Genomic DNA, 22,248 nt, shown 5'->3' on the forward strand with positions numbered 1-22,248 from the left:
CCGACGCCGAGCTGGTGATCGTCGGCGGCCCGGCGCACGCGGCGCTGTCCGACGACGCGCAGGCCCAGCACTTGCAGCGCCTCGCCGGCCAGCTCGGCGTCGGGTACCCGCGGCAATGCGCAGATCAGAGTTTCAAATCCCTTGCGCGGCACCAGCCGTCCGACCGAGACGATGCGCGGGCGGTCGGTGCGGGACGCGGCCGGCCCGTCGGGGGAGAACGCCCGGGTGTCCACGCCGCACGGCACCACCGAGGTGCGGGAGCGGGCGCGGCCCATGCGGACCAGCTCGAAGACCTCGTCGGTACTAGTGGCCGCGACCCAGCCGGCCTCGCGGGCGAGCCGGGCCTCGATCCGTATGCGGCAGTCCGGGCTGGTGTCGTCTGATCCCTGATGCAACCGCTTGATCAACCCCAACGCGTGGAACGTCTGCACGGTGGGGACCCGGTGAGCGCGGGCGGCGCGCTGAGTGGCCACCCCCGACATCCAGAAGTGGCCGTGCGCCACGTCGGGCGCCTCGGTGACCCACTGCCGCTCCAGGTAGGCGGCGAACCCGTACATGTATTGCAGCAGTTCGTCTTTCGGGAGCACGCGCGGCGGCCCGGCCGGGACGTGCACCACCGAGTAGCCGTGCTGCGTCTCGACGACCTCCGGGAGCTGCGGGTCGTCGCGGCGCGTGTAGACCACCACGTCGTGGCCGCGGCGGGCGAGCGCTGCCGACAGCTCGGCGACGTGGACGTTCTGGCCGCCCGCATCCACCCCGCCCAGATGGGCCAGCGGGCTGGCGTGTTCGGAGATCATCGCGATTCTCATGCGGGCTCCTTCGGAATTCATCTGCACTGCTCCTCAATCACCTGGTCCCATTCGGCGAGGAATCTGTCGAGTCCGAAACGCGCGACCGCGAATTCACGCGCCGCCTTGCCTGCGGCCGCCGCCCGCGCCTGGTCGTTGAGGAAGTCCCGCAGGCCGCGGCCCAACGCGGCCGGGTCGGCGCTGACGATGCCCGCTTCTGCGGGGACGGCGAACGGCGCCATCGTGGTGCCGACGGCGACGACCGGCATGCCGAGCAGCATCGCCTCGATCAGCGACAGCCCCAGCGAGGTCCAGCGGGCGGTATGCAGGTAGGCGCGCCGGCGCGCGATCTCCTGCCACAGTTGCGGGGCGGCGACGTCGCCGCGTCCGGTCACCCCGCCGCCGTGGGTGGGCAGCAATTCCGTTCCCATGCCCCACACGTCGATCTGCGCGTACGCCGACAGCGGCGCCAACAGGTCGGCGCCCACCACCCGGCCGCGGCGTACCGGCTCGTTGATCATGGTCGCCACGCGCGGCATCTCGCCGGTGTACAGGGCGCCGGGGTCGGCGACGCCGTGGTCGATCACCCGCGTTGGTGCGTGGCCGTTGTCCCACATCAGCCGGTTGAAGTCGGTGACGTGCACGAGCAGGACGTCGTCGCGGTCGGCGACCACGTGCCTGCTTTCGGTGGGGCTGGGGCGCGGCGCGTTGTGCTCGACGTAGACGGCGGGCAGGTCCACACCCGCGCGGCGGCCGGTGCAGCGCGCGACGAGGTCCGCCTCGTGCGGGCGCTGCAGAATCACCAGATCGATGTCCTGGCCGGCCAATTCCTCGAGGGGAATCTCGCGCGCGTGCGGCCACGACCGCCCGGCCAGGCCGATGCCGGCCTCGCCCCGGTCGGCGGCCACGGGCATCAAGTACCGGTGCCGTCCGGCGACGAACGCCTGCGTCCACGACCCGTGAACATGCCAGAGCAGCACGTTCTTCGGTCCGCCAGAAGCCAGCATGGAAGAGCCAAATACCCTATAGGTGGTTCGCTAAACGGTGTTCTTGCGACGACTTCTGCGCCGTCGCGCGGCCGCGTGTCGCGCCGACGGTAACGCCGCGTCACCAGCCGCGATGCCGCCCGGGTCGGCACCGATCGTCCGGTGCGCTATCCAGTACGCGAACCGACGCCCACCTCGAAGCGAAATGGCGCGGGGGAGAAGCGGTTTGCCGCGTCAGGCGCTCTTGAGCAGCAGGGACGACGTCCTGCTGTGGCCCTTGGCCACGCGCCGGATCAGCATGCGGGTCGCCTTGTCCAGGATTTCCTGCGCGGCGTCGGGATCGCTGGCTCGCTCGGCGCGGCGCACCGCGGCGGCGATCGTCTGGCCCTGCTCGTAGGCGGTGACCACCCGCGGGTCCACGTAGGAGGCGCGCGCCACCGCGGGGGTGTTGCCGAGCTCCTGGGAGACCTCCTTCATCACGGCGGATTCGACACGCTTGGCGACGCGCCGGGAGACGACGGGATCGGCGTCGGCGAACGCCGACGCCGCCAGCACCGTGCCGTGCCAGGTCCGCAGGTCCTTGACGCTGTAGTCGGCGCCGACGAGCTCCTTGAAGCGCGCGTTCAGGTCATCCGAGCGGAGCTCGACCCAACCGGTCGAGGTGCGGCACACCAGCAACCGCTCGGTGCGCTCGGGGCGGCGCATCAGCGCGCGCACCGCCCGCACCACCTCCGCGTCCTCGATCTCGACGCAGCGGCGCACCCCGCTCTTGGCGGGGAAGTCGAATCCGACCGCCTTGCGCCCGACGGCCACGTGTTCGCACAACAGCGTCGCCAACCCGTACGACTCGTGCTCCTCGGCGTACTGCTCGCCGCCGGCCCGGAAGTAGCCGCGGTCGAGCAGCCGCAGCGCCAGCGCGAGCACCCGCTTGCGCGTTAATCCGCTGCGCGCCAGGTCTTTCGCGATGGCCGCGCGCCACGCGGGCAGGCGGGTGGACAACTCCAGCACCCGGTCGAACTTCTCTTCGGCGCGTTCTTGTTGCCACGCGACGTGGTAGAGGTACTGGCGGCGGCCCGCCGCGTCGGTGCCGACGGCCTGGATGTGGCCGTTGGCGTACGGCGCGATCCACACGTTCTTCCACGCCGGCGGGATCACCAGCTCCTTGATGCGCTGCAAGTCCTGCGGATCGCTGAGCAATTCACCGTCGAGGCCGTAATAGGCGAATCCCTTACCCCGACGCTTGCGCGAGAACCCCGGCTTGCTCAGGACGCTGCGACGCAGGCGCATTGTTCCTCCCAGTTGTGTTAGCTGAGAAGACAATTACCCGCCGCGCGAAGCGTTCACACGGTCGAGACGAAAACGACCCGCCACGGCGCCGTGGCGGGTCGTCTCGAGAGCCGGGGTCAGCCGGCCATGAACTCCTGGTAAGCCGACTCCAGGGCCGGCGGCAGGGCCTTGACGTTGCACTGCCGTTCGGTGTCACCGATCGGCGACAGGATGCCGCGCAGGTCGTAGTACTCGTTGGGGTGCGCCGTGAAGTAGCTGCGCAGGTTCGACTCGGCCTGCGCGCGCGGCTGCCCGTACGCGGCCGTCACCACCTGGTTCGCGTCCGGGTGGGCGGCCAGGTACTGCTGCGCCGAGCCCTCGACCGAGGACACGGTCGAGTTCACGCCGCCGGGGCTGCAGTCGGGTGCTGCGGCTGCCGACGGAGCGCCGACGAAGCCCATGGCGATTCCCCCGAGCAGACAGCCGACGCCCATGCCGGCAATTCGCCGGCGCGCGACATTACTGCTGATTTTCATGATCAGTGTTGTCCTTCGATGTGACAGAAACGATTTCTCGCGAATGAGGCTCCCGATCCTCGAATTCCACGGTAGCGGAAGTGAACAGCGCCGCCCGTTCGTTGACGACGAACGCCCGCCTTCCGCCGGCTCAGGCGTCTCCGATAACCGGCAATTAGCTAAGCGAATGATCAAAGGCGGTCGAAATCTCTTAACTTCGGGCGCCTCTTCTTAAGGAATCGCCAGCGCGTCGTGACGCAATCGTGACCTAGGTCAGGCTCGGCTGGGCCCCGTCGAACGCCCCATCGAGGTTCCGAGTTCCCTTGGCGCCGTTGCTCGCCGGTGCGGCCGCGGGGCCGGCCGCAGCGTGGGACGACAGCCAACCGTCGATGTCCGGACCGAGCGCCACCGCGTGGCCCGAGGCCAGCAGCGCGCCGCCGCCCAGCGCTGCAACGGCGGGTTGCACCGGTCGAACAGGTCGGGTGTCACCCTGCAGCGCAAGCACTTTCGCCGTCAGCTCGGGCAGTCGCAGGGTGTGCGGACCGGTGATGGCCCGCGGCGTGTGGGTTTGGCCCAGGGCCGCCTCGACGAGCACGTCGGCGACGGTGTCGGCGGCTATCGGCTGAATCAGCCAATCCTCGACGACGACCTCGTCGGGGCCGACGTTCACCGCGTCGGCGTTGGTCGCGAACTCGTACCAGTGCGTGGACTTCACGATCGTCGTCGGCACGGGCCCGTCGAGCAGGACGTCCTTGGCCGCCCGCTTGGCCTCGCAGTAGGGGTAGCCGTCGAAGGCGGGATCCTCGATGCCGGCCATGGTGGCGGCCACCAGCCGCCGGACCGCCCGCTCTACGCACGCGTTCACGATGTTGCGGGCGGCGGTCACCAGCGTCTCGGCGATGTCCATGCCGATGTCCGGGGGCGTCGGGTTGGTGACGTCGATCGCCACGTCGACGCCGTCCAGCGCACGGGACAGGTTGGCCCCGCTGACCACGTCGACGCCCTGCGCCCGCGAGATCTCGACCACCGCGACGTCGCGGCTCCTCAGCCGCGCCACCACCCGGGACCCGGCGGTTCCGGTCGCCCCCAGCACGGCGATGGTCGTCATCTGCACCCGCTTCCCAATCGCCGCTAGTGCTACCCGGGGTTTCTCCCGTCAAACGCGGAGGCGAGCACCCGAATGCCCGCCACCGCGACCCCGTTTGATCGCGGGCCGACGGGGAAGCCCTACGCGAACGGGCGCACGCCCGACAACACAGGGACCAGGGAGGTCAGGCAATGGGGGACGACAAGAGCGGTCCGCAGGAAGCGGTGCAGGGCGGCGTCGAGGGCATCAAGGGCAAGGTCAAGGAGGTCGGCGGTGCCGTCCTCGGCAAGGATGACCTGGTCGAGGAGGGGCAGGCGCAGCAGGATAAGGCCGACGCGCAGCGCGACGCCGGCAAGAAGGAAGCCGAGGCGGAATCCGCCCGGGCCGGCGCCAAGGCCGCCGAGGAGCGCCAAAAGGACAATCAATAATCAATACGGCGTAACTTTTCGCCGCCAGGGGTCCGGTCCGGGCGAGGGCCGGGCCCCTTCGGCGTAGGGTGTCAGAAACGCCGCCGACCGACGATCGGTGGTTTCAAATCGCCGCGCCGGGCTATCCCTGGCCTGACTGCCCGCATCGCGCAGCGTGGGTGGGTGAGCGAGGTGAGACATGGGCCTGAGCGACCGAGTCGCGAGCGTCGTCGCGTTCCTGCGCGTCGGCTACCCCGGCCGGGCGCCCAGCCTCGGGTACTCACCGCTGCTGGCCCTGTTGCCGCGGCGGGTCGCCGACGACGAGCTCCCGGCCATCGCCCGGCGGCTGCTTGCGCCCACGCGACGCCGCGTCGACAGCGCCGATGTCGGGGTGGCGATCATCGGCGTCACCGACGAGATGCCCTCGGTCGAGGAGATCGACCGCGTCCGGCGGCTGGTGCACGCGATGGGGACGTCCAGCGACCGCTGAGTACCGTCTCACTGCCGCTCGATGTCGACGACGAGCGGGCGGTGATCCGAGATGGACATCGGCTCGGCCGCGACGGCGTGCCCGCGCAGCGCCGGGTCGTCGGTCATGATGTGGTCGAGCTGCCGATTGGGGCTGTCGGCGGGGAACGTCTGCGCCGCCGCCAGCGGCCGCATGCCCGACCAGCGCTGCACGGTCGACGGGGTCATGTTGAGGTCACCCGTGAGCAGCCGCGGCCCCGGAAACCCGCGCAGGTCGTGCACGAGCCGGCGCAATTGGCGCCGATTCCAGCCGGGGACGAAGGACAGGTGGGTGTTGGCGACGGTCAGGCCCCCCGTCGGGGTGCGTAGCCGCGCGATGACGGCCGCGCGCGGCTCCTCGTCGACCACCATCACCCGGTTGGGGCCCGGGAGATACATCGGGAACCGCATTGGGATGCGGGGGAGCCGCACCACCTGCCAACTGTCCACCGGGTAGCGCGACAGCAGCGCGATGCCGTAGGCGGCGGTACCGGGCTGCTCTCGGCCAGTGGCCGCCATCCAGGTCGCCCCCGGGGTGCCTGAAATGGCGGCGACGAAGCGGTGTTCGACGGCCCCCATCGCCTCGGCCGCGGCCGCGGTGAGGTCGGCGCGCTCCGAGCGCGGCTGGTCACAATCGACCTCCTGCAGGCTGAGGACGTCGGCGTCGAGGCGGCGCACGCAGTCGCGCAGCCGGTCCAGGTGGACGCCGTCGCCCACGGTTCGGCCGTGCAGGATGTTGAAAGTCGCTACCCGCATGGGTCTTCGCCTACCCACTTTCCCGGTCGCGGACGCGCGCCGCTCAGCACGCGCCCGGCACGTCCTCACGGGCGGCGACCGACCGGCCGTCACCGGTGTCGAACACCTCGATCACCACGTCGTCGTCCCGGTAACACCCCACCCGTGTCAGGCCCGGCGTGGCCGCGATGACGGCGTGTGCCTCGTCGCCGGTCAGTGGGTAGTCCGCGACGTCGTGCCGCCAGTGGGCGGCGACCACGGTGGCGCCCGGCAGCAGCCGCGGACATTCCCGCCGCAGCGTCGCGCCGAGCGCCTCCGCCTGCAGGTAGTAGCCGACCTCGCTGAGCACCAGCAGGTCGAACGGGCCGTCCGGCCACGCCGCGTCCAGTGAGGCACGCAGTAGCGTCACCCGGTCGCGGGCGCCCCCCCCCCGCCGCCGGGCGCCCGCGCCGCGCAGCGCCGCCTCGGCGACGTCCGCGGCGGTCACCCGCTCACAGCGCTCCGCCAACCGCGCGGTCAGCGTCCCAATGGAACAGCCGGGCTCGAAGGCGTGCCGGTAGCGCTGCCGGGGCAGCAGCGCCAGCGTGATCGCGTACTTACGCCGCTCGTACCACCGCGTCGCGAGCCGCCACGGATCCTCGGCCTCGACGTACATGCGGTCGAAGTACGCGTCGGGCAGCCGCGACGTCACCGGAAGACCACCTCGCCGACCGCGAACAACCGGTCCAGCACGAACGGCGGCAGCACCGCCGGCTCGTCCCCGCTCGAGGTGAACTGGCTCCGATAGCGTTGCGCCGCTTGGCGTTTGCGTGCGGTGGCCCAGCCGGGCGCCGGCACGCAATGCGCCCGGTCCCACGGCACCGCGCGATCCTCGGGTTGCGCCCAATGCCACATCCACACCGGATACTCCAGCAGCGTCGCCCCGGTACGCGCGCACGCCGTGGCCGCCGCGCGCCCCACGGCCTCGTGGTCGGGATGCCCATCGCCTCGCCAGGTGGCGGCGCACCACGTCGCGTCGTCGGCATCCTGCAGCAGTTGGGTCAGGGCGTGCGCTATCGCGGGCTCGTGGTCGGCCAGCTCCCCGTCGGGCAACCCCAGTTCTACGGGTGCGGCCGTGCGCAAAGTGGTTGTGGCGCGCCGTATTTCGTCTCGCCGCACGGCCGCCAGGCGAGACCGCTGCGCCTCCGGCGCCCCGGGGTGGGCGGCGTCGCCGTCGCTCACCGACACCACCCGCACGGGCACCCCCGCGGATGCCAGCTGGGCGATGGTGGCGCCGAAGCCCAGGGTTTCGTCGTCCGGGTGCGGGGCCGCCACGACGAGGTGCCGGCACGACGCGAGGTCGAGCGGCGGCGGGGGTGAACTCGCAAAGGCGGTGCGCCACAACTCGGTGGGCGTGCCGCCGTGTGACAGCGGCGCGGCGGCGAATCGGGCGCAGTTGCAGGGGGCCGTCAAGGCGTGCGCACCGGCTGCTGCCCGGCCAACCGGCCGAGCTCGGCCAGGTCGCGCTCGGCGTGGCTTTGCCGAATGTAGATGCTCAGGTCGGCGACGCGCTGCGCGTGCCGCCCGTCCTGGCAGAGCGGACCGGGCCCCAGCGCACGGCCGGTGCGGGTGATGGCCTCGTCGACCGCGTGTTCCACCACCGTGCGGACGCGGCGGGCCAACAGTTGCGCGGTGCCGGAGCGGTCGAACGGGTCGGAGTCGACCTGCGTCGCGGCCACGGCCAGGATCGCGTCGCTCGCCGCCAGGGCGGCGTCCACCGCGCCGAGGTGGGCGAGGGAGTACGCGTCGGCGGACTCGCCTGCGGCGCAACGATACAGCGGATCGGCGACCCGGCGTGCCCCGCCGAGCCAGCAGGCGGCGACGCCGATGGCGCCATGCCAGAAGCCGGGCCGGCGCAGGTAGTCGCCGGGGTCGCCCACGGCGACGGCCTGGGCGTTGGTGAACTGCACCGGCCGGGTGTCACTGCCGGCCATGCCGGCGTTCCACCAGGTGCTGGGCAACGGTTTGACGGACGGATCGGTCAATGCCACCGCGAACAACCCGCGGCGCCCGTCGCCGAGCCGCGCGGTCACCAGCGCGTGCGTGCAGAACCCGGCGCCCGAGCACCACACCTTGGTGCCGTTGAGGGTGACGGCGCCGTTGACGTCGGTGGCCAGCAGCGTGGCGTCCGGCGCCTCGGCCGCCCACACGCCCCACAGCTGATCGGGTTCAGGGGGCTTGCCGCCCAGCTCGTGCAGGATGGCCACCGCGTCCACGTGGGCCTCGGCCACCCGGGCGGCGACGATGTTCTCCTCGGCCAGCCGCGCCAGGCGTTGCCAGCGTTCGGCGGTGCGTCCGGACGCGGGGAGCGGCAGCTCGAGCCGTCCCGACTCGAGCCAGTGCCTGACCAGTCCCGCCGTCACGCGCAGTCACCCGCCGCCGATCTCCCCAGTTGCCTGAGGTGGTGAGCGAACCCGAAGGGGGCCCGGGCCTGGGTTCGCGCAGAGGTGATCACCGACAGGTCGGTGTCCCGGTGAATGCTGTAGTTGGCCGCCTCGAACCGCTCGACCAGGTCGGCGTCCTCGCCGGTGGCGAGGGACCGGAAGCCCCCCACCCGCCAATAGGCCCGGGCGTTGAAGCCCATGTTGGCGCCGTGGACGTGCTCGTGGTCGGCGCCCGAACTCCCCAGCGCCGCCTCGTAGCCGCGCTGGTAGCGGTCGGCGACCGCGGCGGGGTGCTGCCGCCAGTCGGTCACCCGCACGACGCCCAGCACCATGTCCGCGCCGACGGCGATCTGGTGGACCAGCCAGCCGGGATCGACCCGGCTGTCCGCGTCCGTGGTGGCGTACCAGCAGCGGGCTTCGCGCACGCCGTCGCCCAGCACCGAGCGGGCGTAACCGAAACCGACCGCGCGGGCGGTGCCGACGTTGCGCGCGTCGACGCTGATGAAGTGCACGTCGGGCCCGTACTCACCGGCCAGGTCCACGCTGCCGTCGTCGCAGGCGTCGAGGACCACCACGATGGTGACCGGCAGGGGTGCGCACAGCGCGGCGGTGAGAACGGCCCGCAGGCACGCCGGCAGCTTGCCCCGCTCGTTGTGCGCGGGAATCACCACGGCGGCGGCGTCGTAGGCGCGAAGCGCGGGCGCTGGCATATGTGGCAGATTTCCCGAAACCCGATCAATTAAACGGGCTTAACAATGATCGGTCGGGCGCCGGTGCGCAGGTTGTGCGCCCCGGGTGCCGGGTATGCCTGCAGCACTATGGCACCGTCCGAGGCACCGTCCGAAGCATTCCCCCCGGCGGCCACCGAGCCGCCCGCGACCGGCGCGCTGCGCGACGGATTGCGCGCGGCGGCGTCGGCGCTCAAGGAGCACGGGCCGCGGTTCGCCCTGGCCGGCAGTTACGCGCTGTGGGCGTACGGGGCGCCGGAGCCCAGCCACGACGTGGACCTGGTGGTGGCCGAATCCGACGTCGACGACGCCGTCGCCACGCTGACCCACGCGGGCTTCATCGTGAAACGGCCCCCCGAGGACTGGCTGTTCAAGGCGTGGATCGGGGACACGCTGGTCGACGTGCTGCACCGCGTCAACGGCGCGCCCGTGGGGCCGGCGGACCTCGATCAGGCCGAGGAGGTCGACGTGCTGGCGATCAGGATGCCGGTGCTGCCGCCCACGGTCGTGCTGATCCAGCAGCTGCGCGCGATGACCGAACGGCATTGCGACTTCGGCAAGCTGCTGCCGGCCGTGCGCGCGGTGCGCGAACGGCTCGACTGGGAGCGAATCCGGGCGCAGACGGCGCAGAACAACTTCGCGGTCGCCTTCCTGGTGCTGGTCGACCGGCTGGGTCTGTGCGCCTGACGTCAGTGGTTGCGCAGCTTGGCGATCAGCTTGTCCTTGGTCAGGCCGAATAGCCCGTGATGCCGAGCTCTTTCGCCCGCTTCTTCAGTTGCGGAACCGTCCAGTCCTGGTACGTCCCGGATTCGCCGCCCTTGCGGCCGACCACGGACTTACCGCGCGCGGCGGCCGCGTTGGAGATGCGCGCCGCCTTCTCTTTGGAGTCGCCCTGCTTGCGCAGGTCCCGATACATTTTGTCGTTCTTGATCGATGAATTCGGCATGACTGACGGGTGCCCCGGCCGCGGACCCGGAAAACTGTGCGCCGCAGATCACCGACTATCCAGCGACTGTTGGGTTACCTACGATGGTGAGGGGTAGCCAAGGGTGGTGGCGGAGATGACCAACGGAGACGGCCTGGTGGGCGTGGTTGCCGTCGGCGCCTCCGCCGGTGGTGTCGAGGCGTTGTCGCGCTTCGCCGCGGGGTTGTCCCCCGATGTGCCCTTCGCCTACGTGGTGACGTTGCACATGCCGGCGGGCGCGCCGAGTGTGCTGGCCCGCATCCTGGATCGCAGCGGGCCGCTGCCCGCGGTCGCGGCGCGGCAAGGCGCGCCCCTCGAAGCCGGAACCATCTACGTGGCGCGCCCGGATCGGCACCTGTTGGTCGACGACCACCGGGTGGTGTTGTCGCAGGGGCCCACGGAAAACGGGCACCGCCCCGCCATCAACGCGTTGTTCCGCTCGGTCGCGCTGACCTTCGGGCCCCGGGCCGTCGGCGTGCTGCTCTCGGGGGTGCTCGACGACGGCGTGCTCGGGCTGGCGGCCATCCGGTCCCGCGGCGGCACGACCATCGGTCAGTCGTTGGAGGACGCGTTGTTTCCGGCGATGCCCAACAACGCCCTCGAGGCCGGCGTGCTCGACCGCCAGGCGTCGGCGGCCGAGATGGGGGCGCTGCTCAAGGAGCTGTCGTACCGAAAGATCGAGGAACCCGGCATGGAACACGACGCGGCCATGGAACTCGAAAATCGGATAGCGATGATGTCACGGTTCGCCACGGACTTCGATACCGAGCAGCTGGGTGCGCCGTCGGGTTTCACGTGCCCCGACTGCAATGGGTCGCTGGCCTCCGTCAGCGACGGCAATTTTCGCTGCCAGGTGGGCCACGCGTGGACCGCCGAAGCGCTGCTCAACGCCCGCGACCAGGAGCTGGAGGGGGCGCTGTGGGTCGCGGTGCGCAGCCTGCAGGAAAAGGTGCGGCTGTCGGGGGAACTCGCCCGCAAGGCGGGTCGCGGCCCACTCTTCGAGCGGTACACGCGCATCGCCGAGGAGACCGAGCAGGCGCTGACCGTCCTCAGCGACCGGCTGTCGAACGCCACGCAGGCCCAGGAGGACGGCGGTGACTGAGCCGCGATCGGCCGTGCGCATCGACCTGCACCCGCAACAGGAGGTGCCGGTTCTGGTGCTGCACGGGATGCTGGACAGCTCCACCTATCGGCACATCCGCGACACCGTCATCAAGGCCGCCCTCGACGAGCCGAGCGCCGTGATCGTCGACGTCAGCGGGCTGAGCGCGCCCTCGGCGTCGGCGTGGACGGTGTTCACCAGCGCCCGCTGGCACGTCAGCGTGTGGCCGGACGTGCCGATATTGCTGGTGTGTTCGGATCCCGCGATGCGGCGCGACATCGTCGGAAGCGGCGTCACCCGGTACGTGCCGATGCATGCCGGCATGGATACGGCGCTGCGGGCGGCGGCCGGCAATCAACCCAACATCCGGCGCCGGGCGCGAGCCGAACTCTCCCGAACCCGGGACAGCCTCGACCGGGCGCGGGCCGCCGTCACCGACTGGTTGACGGACTGGGGCCATCCCGAGCTGGCCCCGGTCGCGGCGACCCTCGCGACCGTCTTCGTCGAGAACGTCCTCGACCATACGCAGAGCGCGCCCATTCTGATCGTGGAGAGTCTCGGGGACGCCGTCACCGTCGCGGTGCAAGATTGCAGCGAGCGCCTCCCCGCCCGGCACGAGGACGCTAACGGGGACGCCGGGGCCGTCTCGGGCCTGGCCATCGTCTCCGCCCTGTGCCGGTCCTGGGGCGCCACTCCCACACCGTCGGGCAAGACGGTGTGGGCGGTGGTCGGTCACGAGAATCGGTTCTGACACCGAGTAATGTTCATCTCCTTCGGCGAACCCCTACGCGGACGGGACTTCGATGGACGGCACGACGGACGAGGCTTTCGAGGCCCTGTTGCGTTACATGCGCGACTCTCGCGGTTTCGATTTCACCGGTTATAAGCGCACCTCGTTGATGCGCCGGGTCCGCCACCGGATGGACCACGCCGGGTATGGCTCCTTCGAGGAGTATCTCGACTACCTGCAGGCCAGCTCGGATGAATTCACGGCGCTGTTCAACACGATCCTCATCAACGTCACCTCGTTCTTCCGCGATCCCGACGCGTGGGAATTCATCGGCTCCGAGGTCATCACGCGGATGCTGGCCGAACGCGGCCCCACCGATCCCATCCGGGTGTGGAGCGCGGGATGCGCCTCGGGCCAGGAGGCGTACACCCTGGCGATGCTTCTCTCGGAAGCGCTTGGGCCCGAGGCGTTCCGGCAGCGCGCCAAGATCTACGCCACCGATGTCGACGAGGACGCGCTCACCGAGGCGCGCGCCGCCTCCTACGAGGCTAAGGCGGTCGAATCGGTGCCGGAGGCGCTGTTGCCGCGTTACTTCGAACATGTCAACGGCCGCTACGTGTTTCACAAAGATCTGCGGCGCGCCGTCATCTTCGGCCGCAACGACCTGGTCAAGGACGCGCCGATTTCCCGTGTGGACCTGCTGGTGTGCCGTAACACGCTGATGTACCTCAACGCGGAGACGCAAAGAAACGTGTTGGGGCGCTTGCACTTTGCCCTGGCGCCGCAGGGAACGCTGTTCCTTGGGCACGCCGAGATGTTGCTCAGCCATGGCGACCGTTACACGCCGTTGAACCTCAAACACCGAATCTTCCGGAAGGCGGCCGGCTCCCACAGCAGCGGAGAACGCTACGACCCGGCCGGCACCTTCTACGAACGCCAGATCGACCAGCCGGGCCTGACCAACGTGCGGGACTTGGCGTTTCGCGCCAGCCCGGTCGCCCAGATCGTGGTCACCGGCGAGGACACCGTGGCCATGATCAACCAGCAGGCGGAATCCATCTTCGGCCTGTCGGCCCGCGACATCGGCCGGCTGCTGCGGGATCTCGAGGTGTCCTACCGCCCGGTCGAGCTGCGCGCCTACCTCGAGCAGGCCAAGGTGGAGCGCCGCTCCGCGCGCATCCAGGACGTCAAGTGGCAGCGGCCGGGCGCAGACACGGTCTGGTTCGAGATCCACGTGAATCCCTTGGTGGACACCGAGAACGGGTTACTGGGTGTGTCGATCGTCTTCTTCGACGTCACCGCGACGCGGGCGCTGCTCGACAAGGTGGTGCAGACCAACCGGCAGCTCGAGGCCGCCTACGAAGAGTTGCAGTCCACCAACGAGGAGCTCGAAACCACCAACGAGGAACTGCAATCCACGGTCGAGGAGCTCGAGACCACCAACGAAGAGCTGCAATCCACCAACGAAGAGCTCGAGACCATGAACGAGGAGTTGCAGTCGACGAACGACGAACTGCACACCATCAACGACATGCTGCGCGAACGCAGCGTCGAGCTCGACGACGCGAAGGGCTTCCTGGATTCGCTGATCGACTCGGTGCACATGGGCATGGTGGTGGTCGACCGCGAGATGAAGGTCATCCTGTGGAACCGTGGCTGCGAGGAGCTCTGGGGGTTGCGCGCCGAGGAGGCGACGGGCCTGCGGCTGACCGCCTTGGACATCGGGCTGCCGCTGGACGGCGTGCGACCGTTGATCGGCAACGCGTTCGTGGACCCGGACAGCTCCGGTGAGATCGAGCTCGACGCGGTCAACCGCCGCGGCCGGCCGGCCCGGGTGCGGGTCACCTGCACCTCGTTCCGTTCGAGCGACGGGGCGGTCGGTGGGGCACTGTTACTGATGGATCTGGTGAATCAGCAGCCGCGCGGCTGACTTAACGACGGCCCTGCCGGCCGACGGCTAGGAGCCCCACCGGGCGGCCGCCTCCGCCGCCGCCTGATGCGCCAGCTGCGCGCGGCGCCGCGACTCCGCCGCCCTGCGCTGGGCCGTGGCCGCGGTGCGCGCATCGACGCCGGACCCCGACGACAGAGCCTTGCGCCGGCGCGCGAGCTCCGCGGCCCGCAGCCGCGCCAGTTCGGCGCGGCCCGCCGCGTTCGACATGGCGCCGGCCAGCCACGCTTCGTCGAAATTCGGCGGTGGTCCGGGGCTGCGGTCCGGCGCGCGGGGGTCGACCAAGGCGCAGACCAGCGCATCGGGCACGGCGGCGCCGTCCATGAGGGCCGTGAGGGTGCGGCCGATCGCTTCGATGCGCAGCACCAGGCCGGCGCCGGCCCGCGCGGCCGCCGCCGGCATCGAGGCGAACCGCGCGGTCTCCGGGCTCTCGGCAATCACCAGCGCGCCCGCCCGCCGCATCGCGGCGGTGCCCACGGCGCCGTCGCGCCCCGAACCCGACAGCACCACGCCCACGCTGCGCGGACCGTACGACTGGGCCACCGACGTCAGCAACACGTCGAAACGGTGGTCCCCGGCCGCGAGCGAGGGACGCAACCGGCAAACGCCGTGCGGGGAGAACTCCAGGTGTACCCCCGGCGGACACACCACCACTCGTCCCGGCGCCGGGCGGTGGCCGTGCTGGGCCCACCCGACGGGGCGGTCCGTCTGCCGCGCCAAGACGTTCGGCAGCACGCTGTCGTGACCGCCGAGATGCTGCTGGACCACGACTGCGGCCGGCAGCTCGGTGCGGAGCTCCCGCAGCACGGCCGTCAGACTGGCCAGCCCTCCGGCCGAGGCCACCAGGACGACCATTTCGATCACCGGACGATGCGTGTCCGTCGTCATGCCCTCAGTGTCCACCGCCGACGGCGCGGCCGCGATCTCGTCGCCGATCACGGGCGCGGGCTGTCCGGCAGGCGAAGCACGGGCGCGCTGGGCGAAGCCGCCGGGTTTGGCCCCTTAGGGCCCGGGTACGCCCCGTCGCCAAGAGGCCAGAATTGCGACACCCTAGCGGCACGGGGAGTTCGAAGTGAAGATTGCGTTCGTCAGCGGCGATGACATCGTCCACGACGACCCCCAGCACCTGTGTGCCGCGGTCGGCGCCCATGACCACGAGGCGGCGCTGTACCTGCGGCAGCGGCGCCGCCGCTCCACGCCGCCGTCCGGCCCGCGCATCGTGTGCACCCCCGTCGGGCCGTCCGGGCCGGTGTCACCCGCCGAGGTGATGCCCTACGTCGGGGAGTGGGCGGCCGCGCTGGAACGCAAGTGGGCGTCGAGCCGTCCCGACGTCGTGCACGCGTACGGGTGGTTGGGCGGATTGGCCGCGCAGCTGGCCGCGCGCCGGCAACGCATTCCCACCGTCCAGAGCCTCCCGGGCCTGAGCGCCGCCCGCGACGCAGACAGCCCGCGCGGTCGCGTCGAGGCGATGCTGGCGCGCAGCGCAGTGTGGGCGACGGGCGAGAGCAGCGGCGACGTCGACCTGCTCGCGCGGCTGCGCCGCAGCCGGGCGCGGGTGTCGGCGTTGACGTGCGGTGTGGACGTCGAGCGATTCACCCCGACCGGCCCGGTGTCCGCGCGCACCGGGCTGCACCGCATCGTGTGTCCTGCGTCGAATCCGTTGCCGCACAACGGTTTCGATCTGCTGTTGCGCGCCCTGACCGGGGTGCCGGGCGCCGAGGTGGTTTTCGCGGAGACCGACGCCAGCACCGCCGACCACGACGAAGCGCGCGCCGGACTGCGCCGGCTGGCCGCCGAGCTGGGGGTGCGCGACCGGGTCGGCTTCGCCGGCCCGGTCGACGACGACAACCTCGCCGTGCTGTTGCGGTCCGCCGACGCGGTCGTGTGCGCCCCGCGCCAACCGCCGCACCCCGCGCCGGCACTCAAGGCGATGGCCTGCGGCGCGGTGGTGGTGGCGCTGCCCGTCGGCGTCCTGCCCGACGTCATCGTGGACAACGTCACCGGGCTGGTGCTGTCACCGGAACACCCGCGGGCGTTGGCCGCCACCCTGCGCGGCCTGGTCGGTCAGAGCTTTCAGTGCGAGAGCATGGGCTCGGCGGGTCGCAGCCGCGCGGTCTCCCGGTTCGCCTGGGACCGGATCGCGCACGACGCGCTGAACATCTACCGGCAGGTCGCGGTCGAGCGCACCCTGTCGGGACACTTGCAGTCGGCCATCCAGCGGTGATGCGATGATGACAGCATCCATGGCCCTGGAGGTTCGGTGATGACCACCATGACGGGACACGCCGCCGGCCCGGCGGCCGGCGAGCAGCTCGCCGGCCCCACCGGGCAGGCCGACGTCGGTCACCCCGAGCCGGATCCGGGCCAGCGGGGCGAGGCGCCGCGGCGGGAGCGAGCCGCGATCGCGGTCAAGCACAGCCAGTTTCGCACCGTCGACCCGCAGGTGCTGCGCCGCTTCTTCGCCAGCGTCTACCGGCCCGGCTGGCGGGTCTCGGGGATGACCCCCGCGACGGCGGTGTCGCACCGGCGCTGTGAGGCGGGCTTCCTGACGGTCGATGACGTGATGATCCAGGGGCGCGCGGTCCTGGAGGTCCCGGCGTCCGCGACGGCGGTCGTCATCCAACCCCGCGCCGGCTCGCTGGCCGTCGCGGGGGCATCGCTGACGGCCCTGGACGTGCCCCTGCTCGTCACGCACGGCATGTCGTGCGCGCTGCAGTGCAACGGGGCGCGCTTCGACGTGGTGAGCGTCGCCGCCGACGTGCTGCACAAGGTCGCCGCCGACTGGCAGGGCGCGCTGGCCCAGCAGATCCAGTTCGTGGATCAACGCCCCCGGTCCGGCGCCGCGGTGCGTGCCTGGCAGCGGGCGCTGGAGTACGTGACCGCCGGCCTGGCGTCGGCGGACACCGCCCAGCAACCGTTGATCGTCACCGGAATGGCGCAGTTGCTCGCCGGGGCGTTACTCGAGTGCTTTCCGTCCAATGTCACCGAACGCAATCCGGGCGACGAGCCGGCGCTGCCGGAGACGCTCAAAGAAGCCGTGTCGTTCATCCATCGCAACGCCGCGGCGGAGGTGGGCATCAACGACGTCGCGGCGGCCGTGCACCTGACGCCGAGGGCGGTGCAATACCTGTTCCGCCGCCAGCTCGACACCACGCCGACGGAGTACCTGCGGCGGGTGCGGCTCAACCGCGCTCACCAGGACCTGCTCGCGGGCGAGCCGTCCACCGCCACGGTCACCGAGATCGCTCAGCGCTGGGGTTTTGCGCACACCGGCCGGTTCGCGGTGCTCTACCGGCAGACCTACGGGCAGAGCCCGCACACCACGCTGCGCCAGCCGGGCCTGCCCGCGTGACCGGGCCCACATAACCGCACCGCGATTTCAACCCGTGCCGCCCGATCGGGGCGCGAACGGGCCCGCCCACGCCGACGACATTTACCGGGTTTTTCCGCGGGAAAACGCCTGTTCGACCCCGGTTTTGCCTAGCCTGCGGCCCGTCCCGTCCACCCGCGGGAAACGCCGCCGGGCCGGCATCGGCGGTAGGATCGAGTCAGGTTGAGTCCCCAGCTGCCGTTTTTTAACGGGCGCCACTCGGACACCGTTGTCGCTCGCCCTGCACATGACAAGCATTAAGGGCATCCCTATGACTGCTTTTCCTGACCTGCGCGGATCCGACAGCGCACCCCAGCTGCTCGGCGAGCCGCGCAGCCGCTACGAAATTGATTGCGCCGGTGCGCAATTGCACGTGCACGCACGCAGTGTCGCCACCGTGCTGCGCATCGAGGGTGACGTCGACGCTTACAACGCCGGCCTGCTGACGGAGACGATTCGACGCTTCTCCCGGTTACGCGCTCCGCTGATCCTGGATTTGACCGACCTGGACTTCCTGAGCGTGGCGGGGCTCACCGCCGTGGAGCTGTTGTCCCGAGAAGCTCGCCGGGCCAACGTCCGGTGCCTGGTGGTCGACGGCTCGGCCCTGCGGCGAATCACGCGGGTGCTGCCCGCCCGCGGGCTGTCGCTGGCCGACTCGGTGCCTACGGCGCTGCGCGACATCGACCGCGCCACCCGGGCGCGTCGGCGGTTCGTGTCGCGGCTGGCAAGCCAGCAAGAGCCCCAGGGCCGTCCGGCGGTGGTCAACCATTCAATCGCTGGAGCACTTGGTTGGCGGCGTAGCGGCCGCTGACCACGGCGCCGGTCACCGTGGCCGGGTTGTCCGCGCCGACGGCCTCGCCCGCCAAGTAGACCCGCTCGCCGATCGGTTGCCGCAACCGCAGCCTGTCGTCGATTCCGGAGCCGGGCGCGTGGAACGAATACGCCCCACGCGCAAAGGGATCGAGGCTCCACGCCGACGTCCGTGCCGCGGTCAGCGCTACCTGGTCGCCGAAGATCCGGCGCGCGACCGGTGACGCCTCAACGAGTTGCCTTTCGGGGGGCCAGGATTCGACGGTGCGGCCACGGGCACCGCCGTTGAACGCCACCGCGATCGGGCCGGCGGCGCCGGGCAGCGTGAACCATTGCGCCCACGACTCGCCCTCGGCGCCGAGGTATTGGTAGAACGCGTTGTCCGTCCGCCAGTGTCGTTTGTCGAAGCGGAAGAAGCTCTTGGCCAACACGCCGAATCCGAGGGCGCGCACCGCGTGCGCGTGTTCGTCGGGCAACGGCGGGTCGAACGCGATCGTCTGTGACTTCAGCACCCCGAGGGGGACGGTGACGATGGCGGCGGGCCCCTCGTACGTTCGACCCGTGGTTCGCACGACGACGTTGTCGCGGCGCTGCGTGATCGCCGTGACGGGTGAGTTCAGCACGATCGGCAACCCGTCGGCGAGCTGCCGAGGCAGGGCGTCATAGCCGTTGGTCACCACGTCCTGATCACCGGTGGCGTCGTCGCCCTTGTCAAAGGCGTTGGCGGACAGGTCGTCGGGGTCCGCGGCGTATTCGTCGGTGACCTCGGTGGTGAGGTAGAAAGCCAGTTCCGCACGCTCGACCGCCGAAATCCTTTCGCGCGCGGCGGCGGCCCGCACCGCGGCGCCCAGGCTCGCGCCGGCGGCGCCGCCGCGCGCGCGTTCGACGAAGGCGCGCCACATCGCGCTGTCGTAGTGCAGCGGCGGCAATGCCGGATCCACCGCGAGTTCGGCCCAACCGTAGTAGTCGGTGGCGACGAGTTGCGCGTTGGCGCGCCGGGCCAACTCCAGCACCGGGTTGTCGGTGGTCCCGTGGATCCACGACGCGCCCAGCTCGAGCGGCACGCCCCAGCCCCGGTCGGTGTGCACCCGGCCGCCGATCCGATCCCGCGCCTCGACGACGCACACCGGCCGGCCGGCGTCGCGCAGGGTGCGCGCGGCGGCCAGGCCCGCCATGCCGGCGCCGACGACGATGACGGCGTCGTTGGGCACCGGCGCGCCACCGGTCGCCGGGCTCACCGGCCTCGACGCGCAGGCACCGAACAGCGCGCCGCCGGCCAACCCGCCGACGCAGCTCGTTGCCGCCGTCAGCAATTCCCGCCGGGAGAACGGGGACACGGATGCCAGCGTCTCACACGGTGGTTCGCCGGAATTGCCAATGCCGGTCTCCGCGTGGGGGTACAGTCGGTTCATTCCTTAGCTGCGGCAACGGTGCCGCGATCGGGGGGGAGCGGCGATGAATGCTCGACGATCGGCCGGCGCGTCCGGTTCTCGCGCTGGGGCGACAGCCCGCACCGGGATGCCCTTCCCCGACACATTGCCGCCGAGCCGCACGGTCGCCGTCAGGTCCGCCGACGGAACCCGGTTGCACGCCGAGGTTTTCGGACCGGCCGACGGTTACCCGATCGTGTTGACGCACGGCATCACGTGCGCCCTGCGGGCGTGGGCGTATCAGATCGCCGACCTGTCCGCCGATTACCGGGTGATCGCCTTCGACCACCGCGGCCACGGCCGAAGCGGCCTGCCGCGCCGCAAAAATTACGGCCTCAAAGACCTTGCCTCCGATCTGGATTCGGTGCTGGACGCGACGCTGGCGCCGCACGAGCGTGCGGTGCTGGCCGGTCACTCGATGGGCGGCATCGCCATCGCCGCCTGGTCGGCGCGGTACCGCCACAAGGTGGCCCGTCGCGCCGACGCCGTCGCACTGATCAACACCACCACCGGGGACCTGCTGCAGAAACTGCAGCTGCTGCCCGTGCCCCGCGGTCTGTCGCCGGCCCGAATCCTGGCCGGGCGCGCGCTGCTCGCCGCCTTCGGCGGATTCCCGGTCCCGGCGCCCGCGCGCGTCCCGAGCCGCTACCTGGTCGGGATGCTGGCGACGGGTCGCGACGCCGGCCCCGCCGTCGCGAGCCTCATCTACGAACTGTTCGAGCAGACCTCCCCGGCCGGGCGCTCCGGATGCGCGCGCACGCTCGTCGCGTCACTCGGGGCCAAACACCTGGACCTGAGCGGCTTGACGGTGCCGACCTTGGTGATCGGCAGCCAACGCGACCGGCTGACGCCGATCAGCCAGGCCCGCCGGATCGCCCGCACCGCACCCAACGTCGTCGGCCTCGTCGAGTTGCCCGGCGGGCACTGCTCGATGCTGGAACACCCGCAGACCGTGAGCGGCCACCTGCGGGCGCTCGCCGAGTCGGTGGCTCACGACCCGCGGACCAGCCTGATCAGCTCATAGCCGCGCGTTGACCTCCGCGGCTGCCCGCTGGCCGGATCGCACTGCGCCGTCGAGGAATCCGGTCCAGACGTCGGCGGTTTCGGTGCCGGCCCAGTGGATGGGACCCACCGGCTCGCGCAGCCATCGCCCGAAGCGCATCCACGAACCCGGCGGCACCGCCGCCGTCGGACCGCCGGGCGCGAACGGCTCACTGCCCCAACAATGGTCGACGTAGTCGAGCGGTTTGAGCGCGTCGTCACCGAACAACGTGGCGAAGCAGCGCAGCGCGTCGTCGCGGCGCTGGTCGGGGTGCAGCGCATCGAACGCGCGGGCGTCGACGAAGCCCATCAGGATGCCCGGGCCGTCCGCGTGCGGGCTGACGTCGAAGGTGATGAACACCGGCCCCCGGTCGGACAGCGCCTGGCCGGAGAAGCCGGCGGTCCGCCAGAACGGCGTGGAATAGGCCGCGTAGGCCTTGCTGAGCCGGCCCTGCGGCCAGTGCCGGGCCAGTTGCTCGTGCTCGGGCGGCAGCGGGGGAGTGAACTCGATCGCCGCCCGGTGGGCCGGGGGGACGGCGACGATCACGAAGCCCGCCTCGGCCTGCCCGGCGTCCGTCGTGACCGTGACGCCCCCGCCGTGGCGCTCGACGCGGCGGACGGGTGCGTTGAGGACCACCCGCGTGCCCAGCTCGTCGGCCGCGGCCTGGGCGATCTGCTGGGTGCCGCCGGGGAACCGGTCCTGCTGCGCGCCGTTCTCGACGTCGAGCAGCCGGTCCAGGCCGCCGGCGGCGTGGGCGTAGCGGGCGGCGTGCAGCATCGACACCTCGTCGGGTTCGCAGCCCCAGGTGACCCGCGCGACGATCGCCAGCAGGTCGTGCGACGAGGCCGTCGCGCGCACGGAGCGCAGCCAGCCGCCCAGGGACACGCCGTCCAGCTCGCGGGCGCGGCGCGCGTCCCACGGGGTCGCCACCGGGATGCTGCGCGCGATTCTGTCGAACTGCCACCGCAACCGCCCGATATCCAGCAGCCCGGTCAGTGACAGCTTGGGGATGGTGCCGCGGTAGGAATGCGTCCAGCCGCGCCAATGGATCAGGTTTTTGCCCTCGTGATGGGTCGGAACGGTCGGCACGCCCAGCTCGGCCGCCAGCGCCAGCACGGCGTCCTGCGTCGGGCCCACGAAGGTGCCGCCCATGTCGGCCGGCAAGCCGGCGACGTTGCCGGTCAGCGAGCGCCCGCCCACCCGGTCGCGGCCCTCGAAAACCACGACGTCGTGGCCCTGCCGCGTCAGCTCCCGGGCCGCGGCCAAACCGGCGAAGCCGGCGCCGACCACGACGACGTCGTAGATGCGCGGCGGCTTCGTCACGGGCTCCAGTGAACCGCATTCTCCCGCCGCTTGTACGGCGAACCCGACCGCGCGTCCGTTGCGGTGACGACGGCCGGCGGTGCGGCG

The 22,248-nt window shown here is 71.2% G+C and carries 23 protein-coding genes and 1 pseudogene; 10 read left to right on the forward strand and 14 right to left on the reverse strand.

What is annotated here, in order from left to right; all coding sequences use genetic code 11:
* The 5 genes from A5700_RS20400 to A5700_RS20420 form a co-directional block, all read right to left on the reverse strand.
* Window positions 1-809: glycosyltransferase (locus tag A5700_RS20400; protein WP_156671329.1), on the reverse strand; the 809-nt coding region annotated here is incomplete at its 3' end.
* A gap of 17 nt (window positions 810-826) precedes the next feature.
* Window positions 827-1,795: a glycosyltransferase gene (locus A5700_RS20405; protein WP_068071861.1), complete on the reverse strand. Its 969-nt coding sequence runs from the start codon at window positions 1,793-1,795 to the stop codon at window positions 827-829.
* Window positions 1,796-2,008: 213 nt separating this feature from the next.
* Window positions 2,009-3,061, reverse strand: coding sequence for a DNA topoisomerase IB (locus A5700_RS20410; protein ID WP_068071859.1), 1,053 nt, complete (start codon window positions 3,059-3,061; stop codon window positions 2,009-2,011).
* Between the two features lie 116 nt (window positions 3,062-3,177).
* Window positions 3,178-3,576: a heme-binding protein gene (locus tag A5700_RS20415; RefSeq protein ID WP_068071856.1), complete on the reverse strand. Its 399-nt coding sequence runs from the start codon at window positions 3,574-3,576 to the stop codon at window positions 3,178-3,180.
* A 247-nt stretch (window positions 3,577-3,823) separates the two neighbouring features.
* Entirely contained in the window at window positions 3,824-4,663 is an 840-nt protein-coding gene (locus tag A5700_RS20420; RefSeq protein ID WP_068071854.1) for an SDR family oxidoreductase, read from the reverse strand.
* Between the two features lie 170 nt (window positions 4,664-4,833).
* Here A5700_RS20420 and A5700_RS20425 point away from each other — a divergent pair, with 170 nt between their 5' ends.
* Together A5700_RS20425 and A5700_RS20430 are read left to right on the forward strand one after the other, a co-directional pair.
* Window positions 4,834-5,070, forward strand: a complete 237-nt coding sequence (locus A5700_RS20425) for a general stress protein CsbD (RefSeq protein WP_068071853.1) — start codon at window positions 4,834-4,836, stop codon at window positions 5,068-5,070.
* A 178-nt stretch (window positions 5,071-5,248) separates the two neighbouring features.
* A complete protein-coding gene (locus tag A5700_RS20430; protein WP_068071850.1) occupies window positions 5,249-5,539 on the forward strand; it encodes a DUF3349 domain-containing protein in 291 nt (96 codons plus the stop codon).
* A gap of 8 nt (window positions 5,540-5,547) precedes the next feature.
* Here A5700_RS20430 and A5700_RS20435 read toward each other — a convergent pair whose 3' ends face one another.
* From A5700_RS20435 to A5700_RS20455, 5 genes are read right to left on the reverse strand one after another with little or no spacing between them, the layout of a single operon-like run.
* Window positions 5,548-6,312 (reverse strand): endonuclease/exonuclease/phosphatase family protein, encoded by a 765-nt coding sequence (locus A5700_RS20435; protein ID WP_068071848.1) that lies wholly within the window; start codon window positions 6,310-6,312, stop codon window positions 5,548-5,550.
* A gap of 43 nt (window positions 6,313-6,355) precedes the next feature.
* On the reverse strand, window positions 6,356-6,982 hold the full coding sequence (locus tag A5700_RS20440) for an SAM-dependent methyltransferase (RefSeq protein WP_231991432.1): 627 nt from the start codon (window positions 6,980-6,982) through the stop codon (window positions 6,356-6,358).
* On the reverse strand, window positions 6,979-7,743 hold the full coding sequence (locus A5700_RS20445; protein WP_068071846.1) for a PIG-L deacetylase family protein: 765 nt from the start codon (window positions 7,741-7,743) through the stop codon (window positions 6,979-6,981). The genes A5700_RS20440 and A5700_RS20445 overlap by 4 nt, the downstream gene beginning before the upstream one ends.
* Window positions 7,740-8,693 (reverse strand): acyl-CoA dehydrogenase family protein, encoded by a 954-nt coding sequence (locus A5700_RS20450; protein ID WP_068071843.1) that lies wholly within the window; start codon window positions 8,691-8,693, stop codon window positions 7,740-7,742. Before A5700_RS20450 ends, A5700_RS20445 begins: the two co-directional genes overlap by 4 nt.
* Entirely contained in the window at window positions 8,690-9,424 is a 735-nt protein-coding gene (locus A5700_RS20455; protein WP_068071841.1) for a glycosyltransferase family 2 protein, read from the reverse strand. Before A5700_RS20455 ends, A5700_RS20450 begins: the two co-directional genes overlap by 4 nt.
* Window positions 9,425-9,532: 108 nt before the next feature.
* Here A5700_RS20455 and A5700_RS20460 point away from each other — a divergent pair, with 108 nt between their 5' ends.
* Complete coding sequence (locus A5700_RS20460; RefSeq protein WP_068071839.1) at window positions 9,533-10,129, forward strand: hypothetical protein; 597 nt, start codon at window positions 9,533-9,535, stop codon at window positions 10,127-10,129.
* Between the two features lie 2 nt (window positions 10,130-10,131).
* On the opposite strand, the pseudogene A5700_RS20465 reads toward A5700_RS20460, so the two are convergent.
* A pseudogene (locus tag A5700_RS20465) lies at window positions 10,132-10,388 on the reverse strand (Rho termination factor N-terminal domain-containing protein).
* Between the two features lie 115 nt (window positions 10,389-10,503).
* Between A5700_RS20465 and A5700_RS20470 the strand changes: the two are divergent.
* From A5700_RS20470 to A5700_RS20480, 3 genes are read left to right on the forward strand one after another with little or no spacing between them, the layout of a single operon-like run.
* Window positions 10,504-11,508: a chemotaxis protein CheB gene (locus A5700_RS20470; protein WP_068071876.1), complete on the forward strand. Its 1,005-nt coding sequence runs from the start codon at window positions 10,504-10,506 to the stop codon at window positions 11,506-11,508.
* Window positions 11,501-12,259 (forward strand): STAS domain-containing protein, encoded by a 759-nt coding sequence (locus A5700_RS20475; protein ID WP_068071837.1) that lies wholly within the window; start codon window positions 11,501-11,503, stop codon window positions 12,257-12,259. Before A5700_RS20470 ends, A5700_RS20475 begins: the two co-directional genes overlap by 8 nt.
* A 52-nt stretch (window positions 12,260-12,311) precedes the next feature.
* A complete protein-coding gene (locus tag A5700_RS20480; protein ID WP_068071835.1) occupies window positions 12,312-14,168 on the forward strand; it encodes a CheR family methyltransferase in 1,857 nt (618 codons plus the stop codon).
* Window positions 14,169-14,195: 27 nt separating this feature from the next.
* Here A5700_RS20480 and A5700_RS20485 read toward each other — a convergent pair whose 3' ends face one another.
* Entirely contained in the window at window positions 14,196-15,125 is a 930-nt protein-coding gene (locus A5700_RS20485) for a chemotaxis protein CheB (RefSeq protein WP_231991434.1), read from the reverse strand.
* A gap of 133 nt (window positions 15,126-15,258) precedes the next feature.
* On the opposite strand from A5700_RS20485, the gene A5700_RS20490 reads away from it, so the two are divergent.
* The 3 genes from A5700_RS20490 (at window position 15,259) to A5700_RS20500 (ending at window position 18,367) form a co-directional block, all read left to right on the forward strand.
* Window positions 15,259-16,410, forward strand: a complete 1,152-nt coding sequence (locus tag A5700_RS20490) for a glycosyltransferase (RefSeq protein ID WP_068204962.1) — start codon at window positions 15,259-15,261, stop codon at window positions 16,408-16,410.
* A 39-nt stretch (window positions 16,411-16,449) separates the two neighbouring features.
* Entirely contained in the window at window positions 16,450-17,538 is a 1,089-nt protein-coding gene (locus A5700_RS20495; RefSeq protein ID WP_231973851.1) for a helix-turn-helix domain-containing protein, read from the forward strand.
* 289 nt (window positions 17,539-17,827) lie between these two features.
* Window positions 17,828-18,367: an STAS domain-containing protein gene (locus A5700_RS20500; protein ID WP_082960560.1), complete on the forward strand. Its 540-nt coding sequence runs from the start codon at window positions 17,828-17,830 to the stop codon at window positions 18,365-18,367.
* Here the strand turns inward: A5700_RS20500 and A5700_RS20505 are convergent.
* Window positions 18,318-19,703 (reverse strand): NAD(P)/FAD-dependent oxidoreductase, encoded by a 1,386-nt coding sequence (locus A5700_RS20505; RefSeq protein ID WP_231973850.1) that lies wholly within the window; start codon window positions 19,701-19,703, stop codon window positions 18,318-18,320. The two genes, A5700_RS20500 and A5700_RS20505, sit on opposite strands and share 50 nt — an antisense overlap.
* 118 nt (window positions 19,704-19,821) lie before the next feature.
* Between A5700_RS20505 and A5700_RS20510 the strand changes: the two genes are divergently transcribed.
* Window positions 19,822-20,820, forward strand: a complete 999-nt coding sequence (locus tag A5700_RS20510) for an alpha/beta fold hydrolase (protein WP_068071831.1) — start codon at window positions 19,822-19,824, stop codon at window positions 20,818-20,820.
* Here the strand turns inward: A5700_RS20510 and A5700_RS20515 are convergent.
* A complete protein-coding gene (locus A5700_RS20515) occupies window positions 20,815-22,161 on the reverse strand; it encodes a flavin monoamine oxidase family protein (protein WP_068071829.1) in 1,347 nt (448 codons plus the stop codon). The genes A5700_RS20510 and A5700_RS20515 overlap by 6 nt on opposite strands.
* Between the last annotated feature and the right edge of the window lie 87 nt (window positions 22,162-22,248).

Origin of the sequence: Mycobacterium sp. E1214 (assembly GCF_001666755.1) — a bacterium.
Lineage (GTDB): Bacteria > Actinomycetota > Actinomycetes > Mycobacteriales > Mycobacteriaceae > Mycobacterium.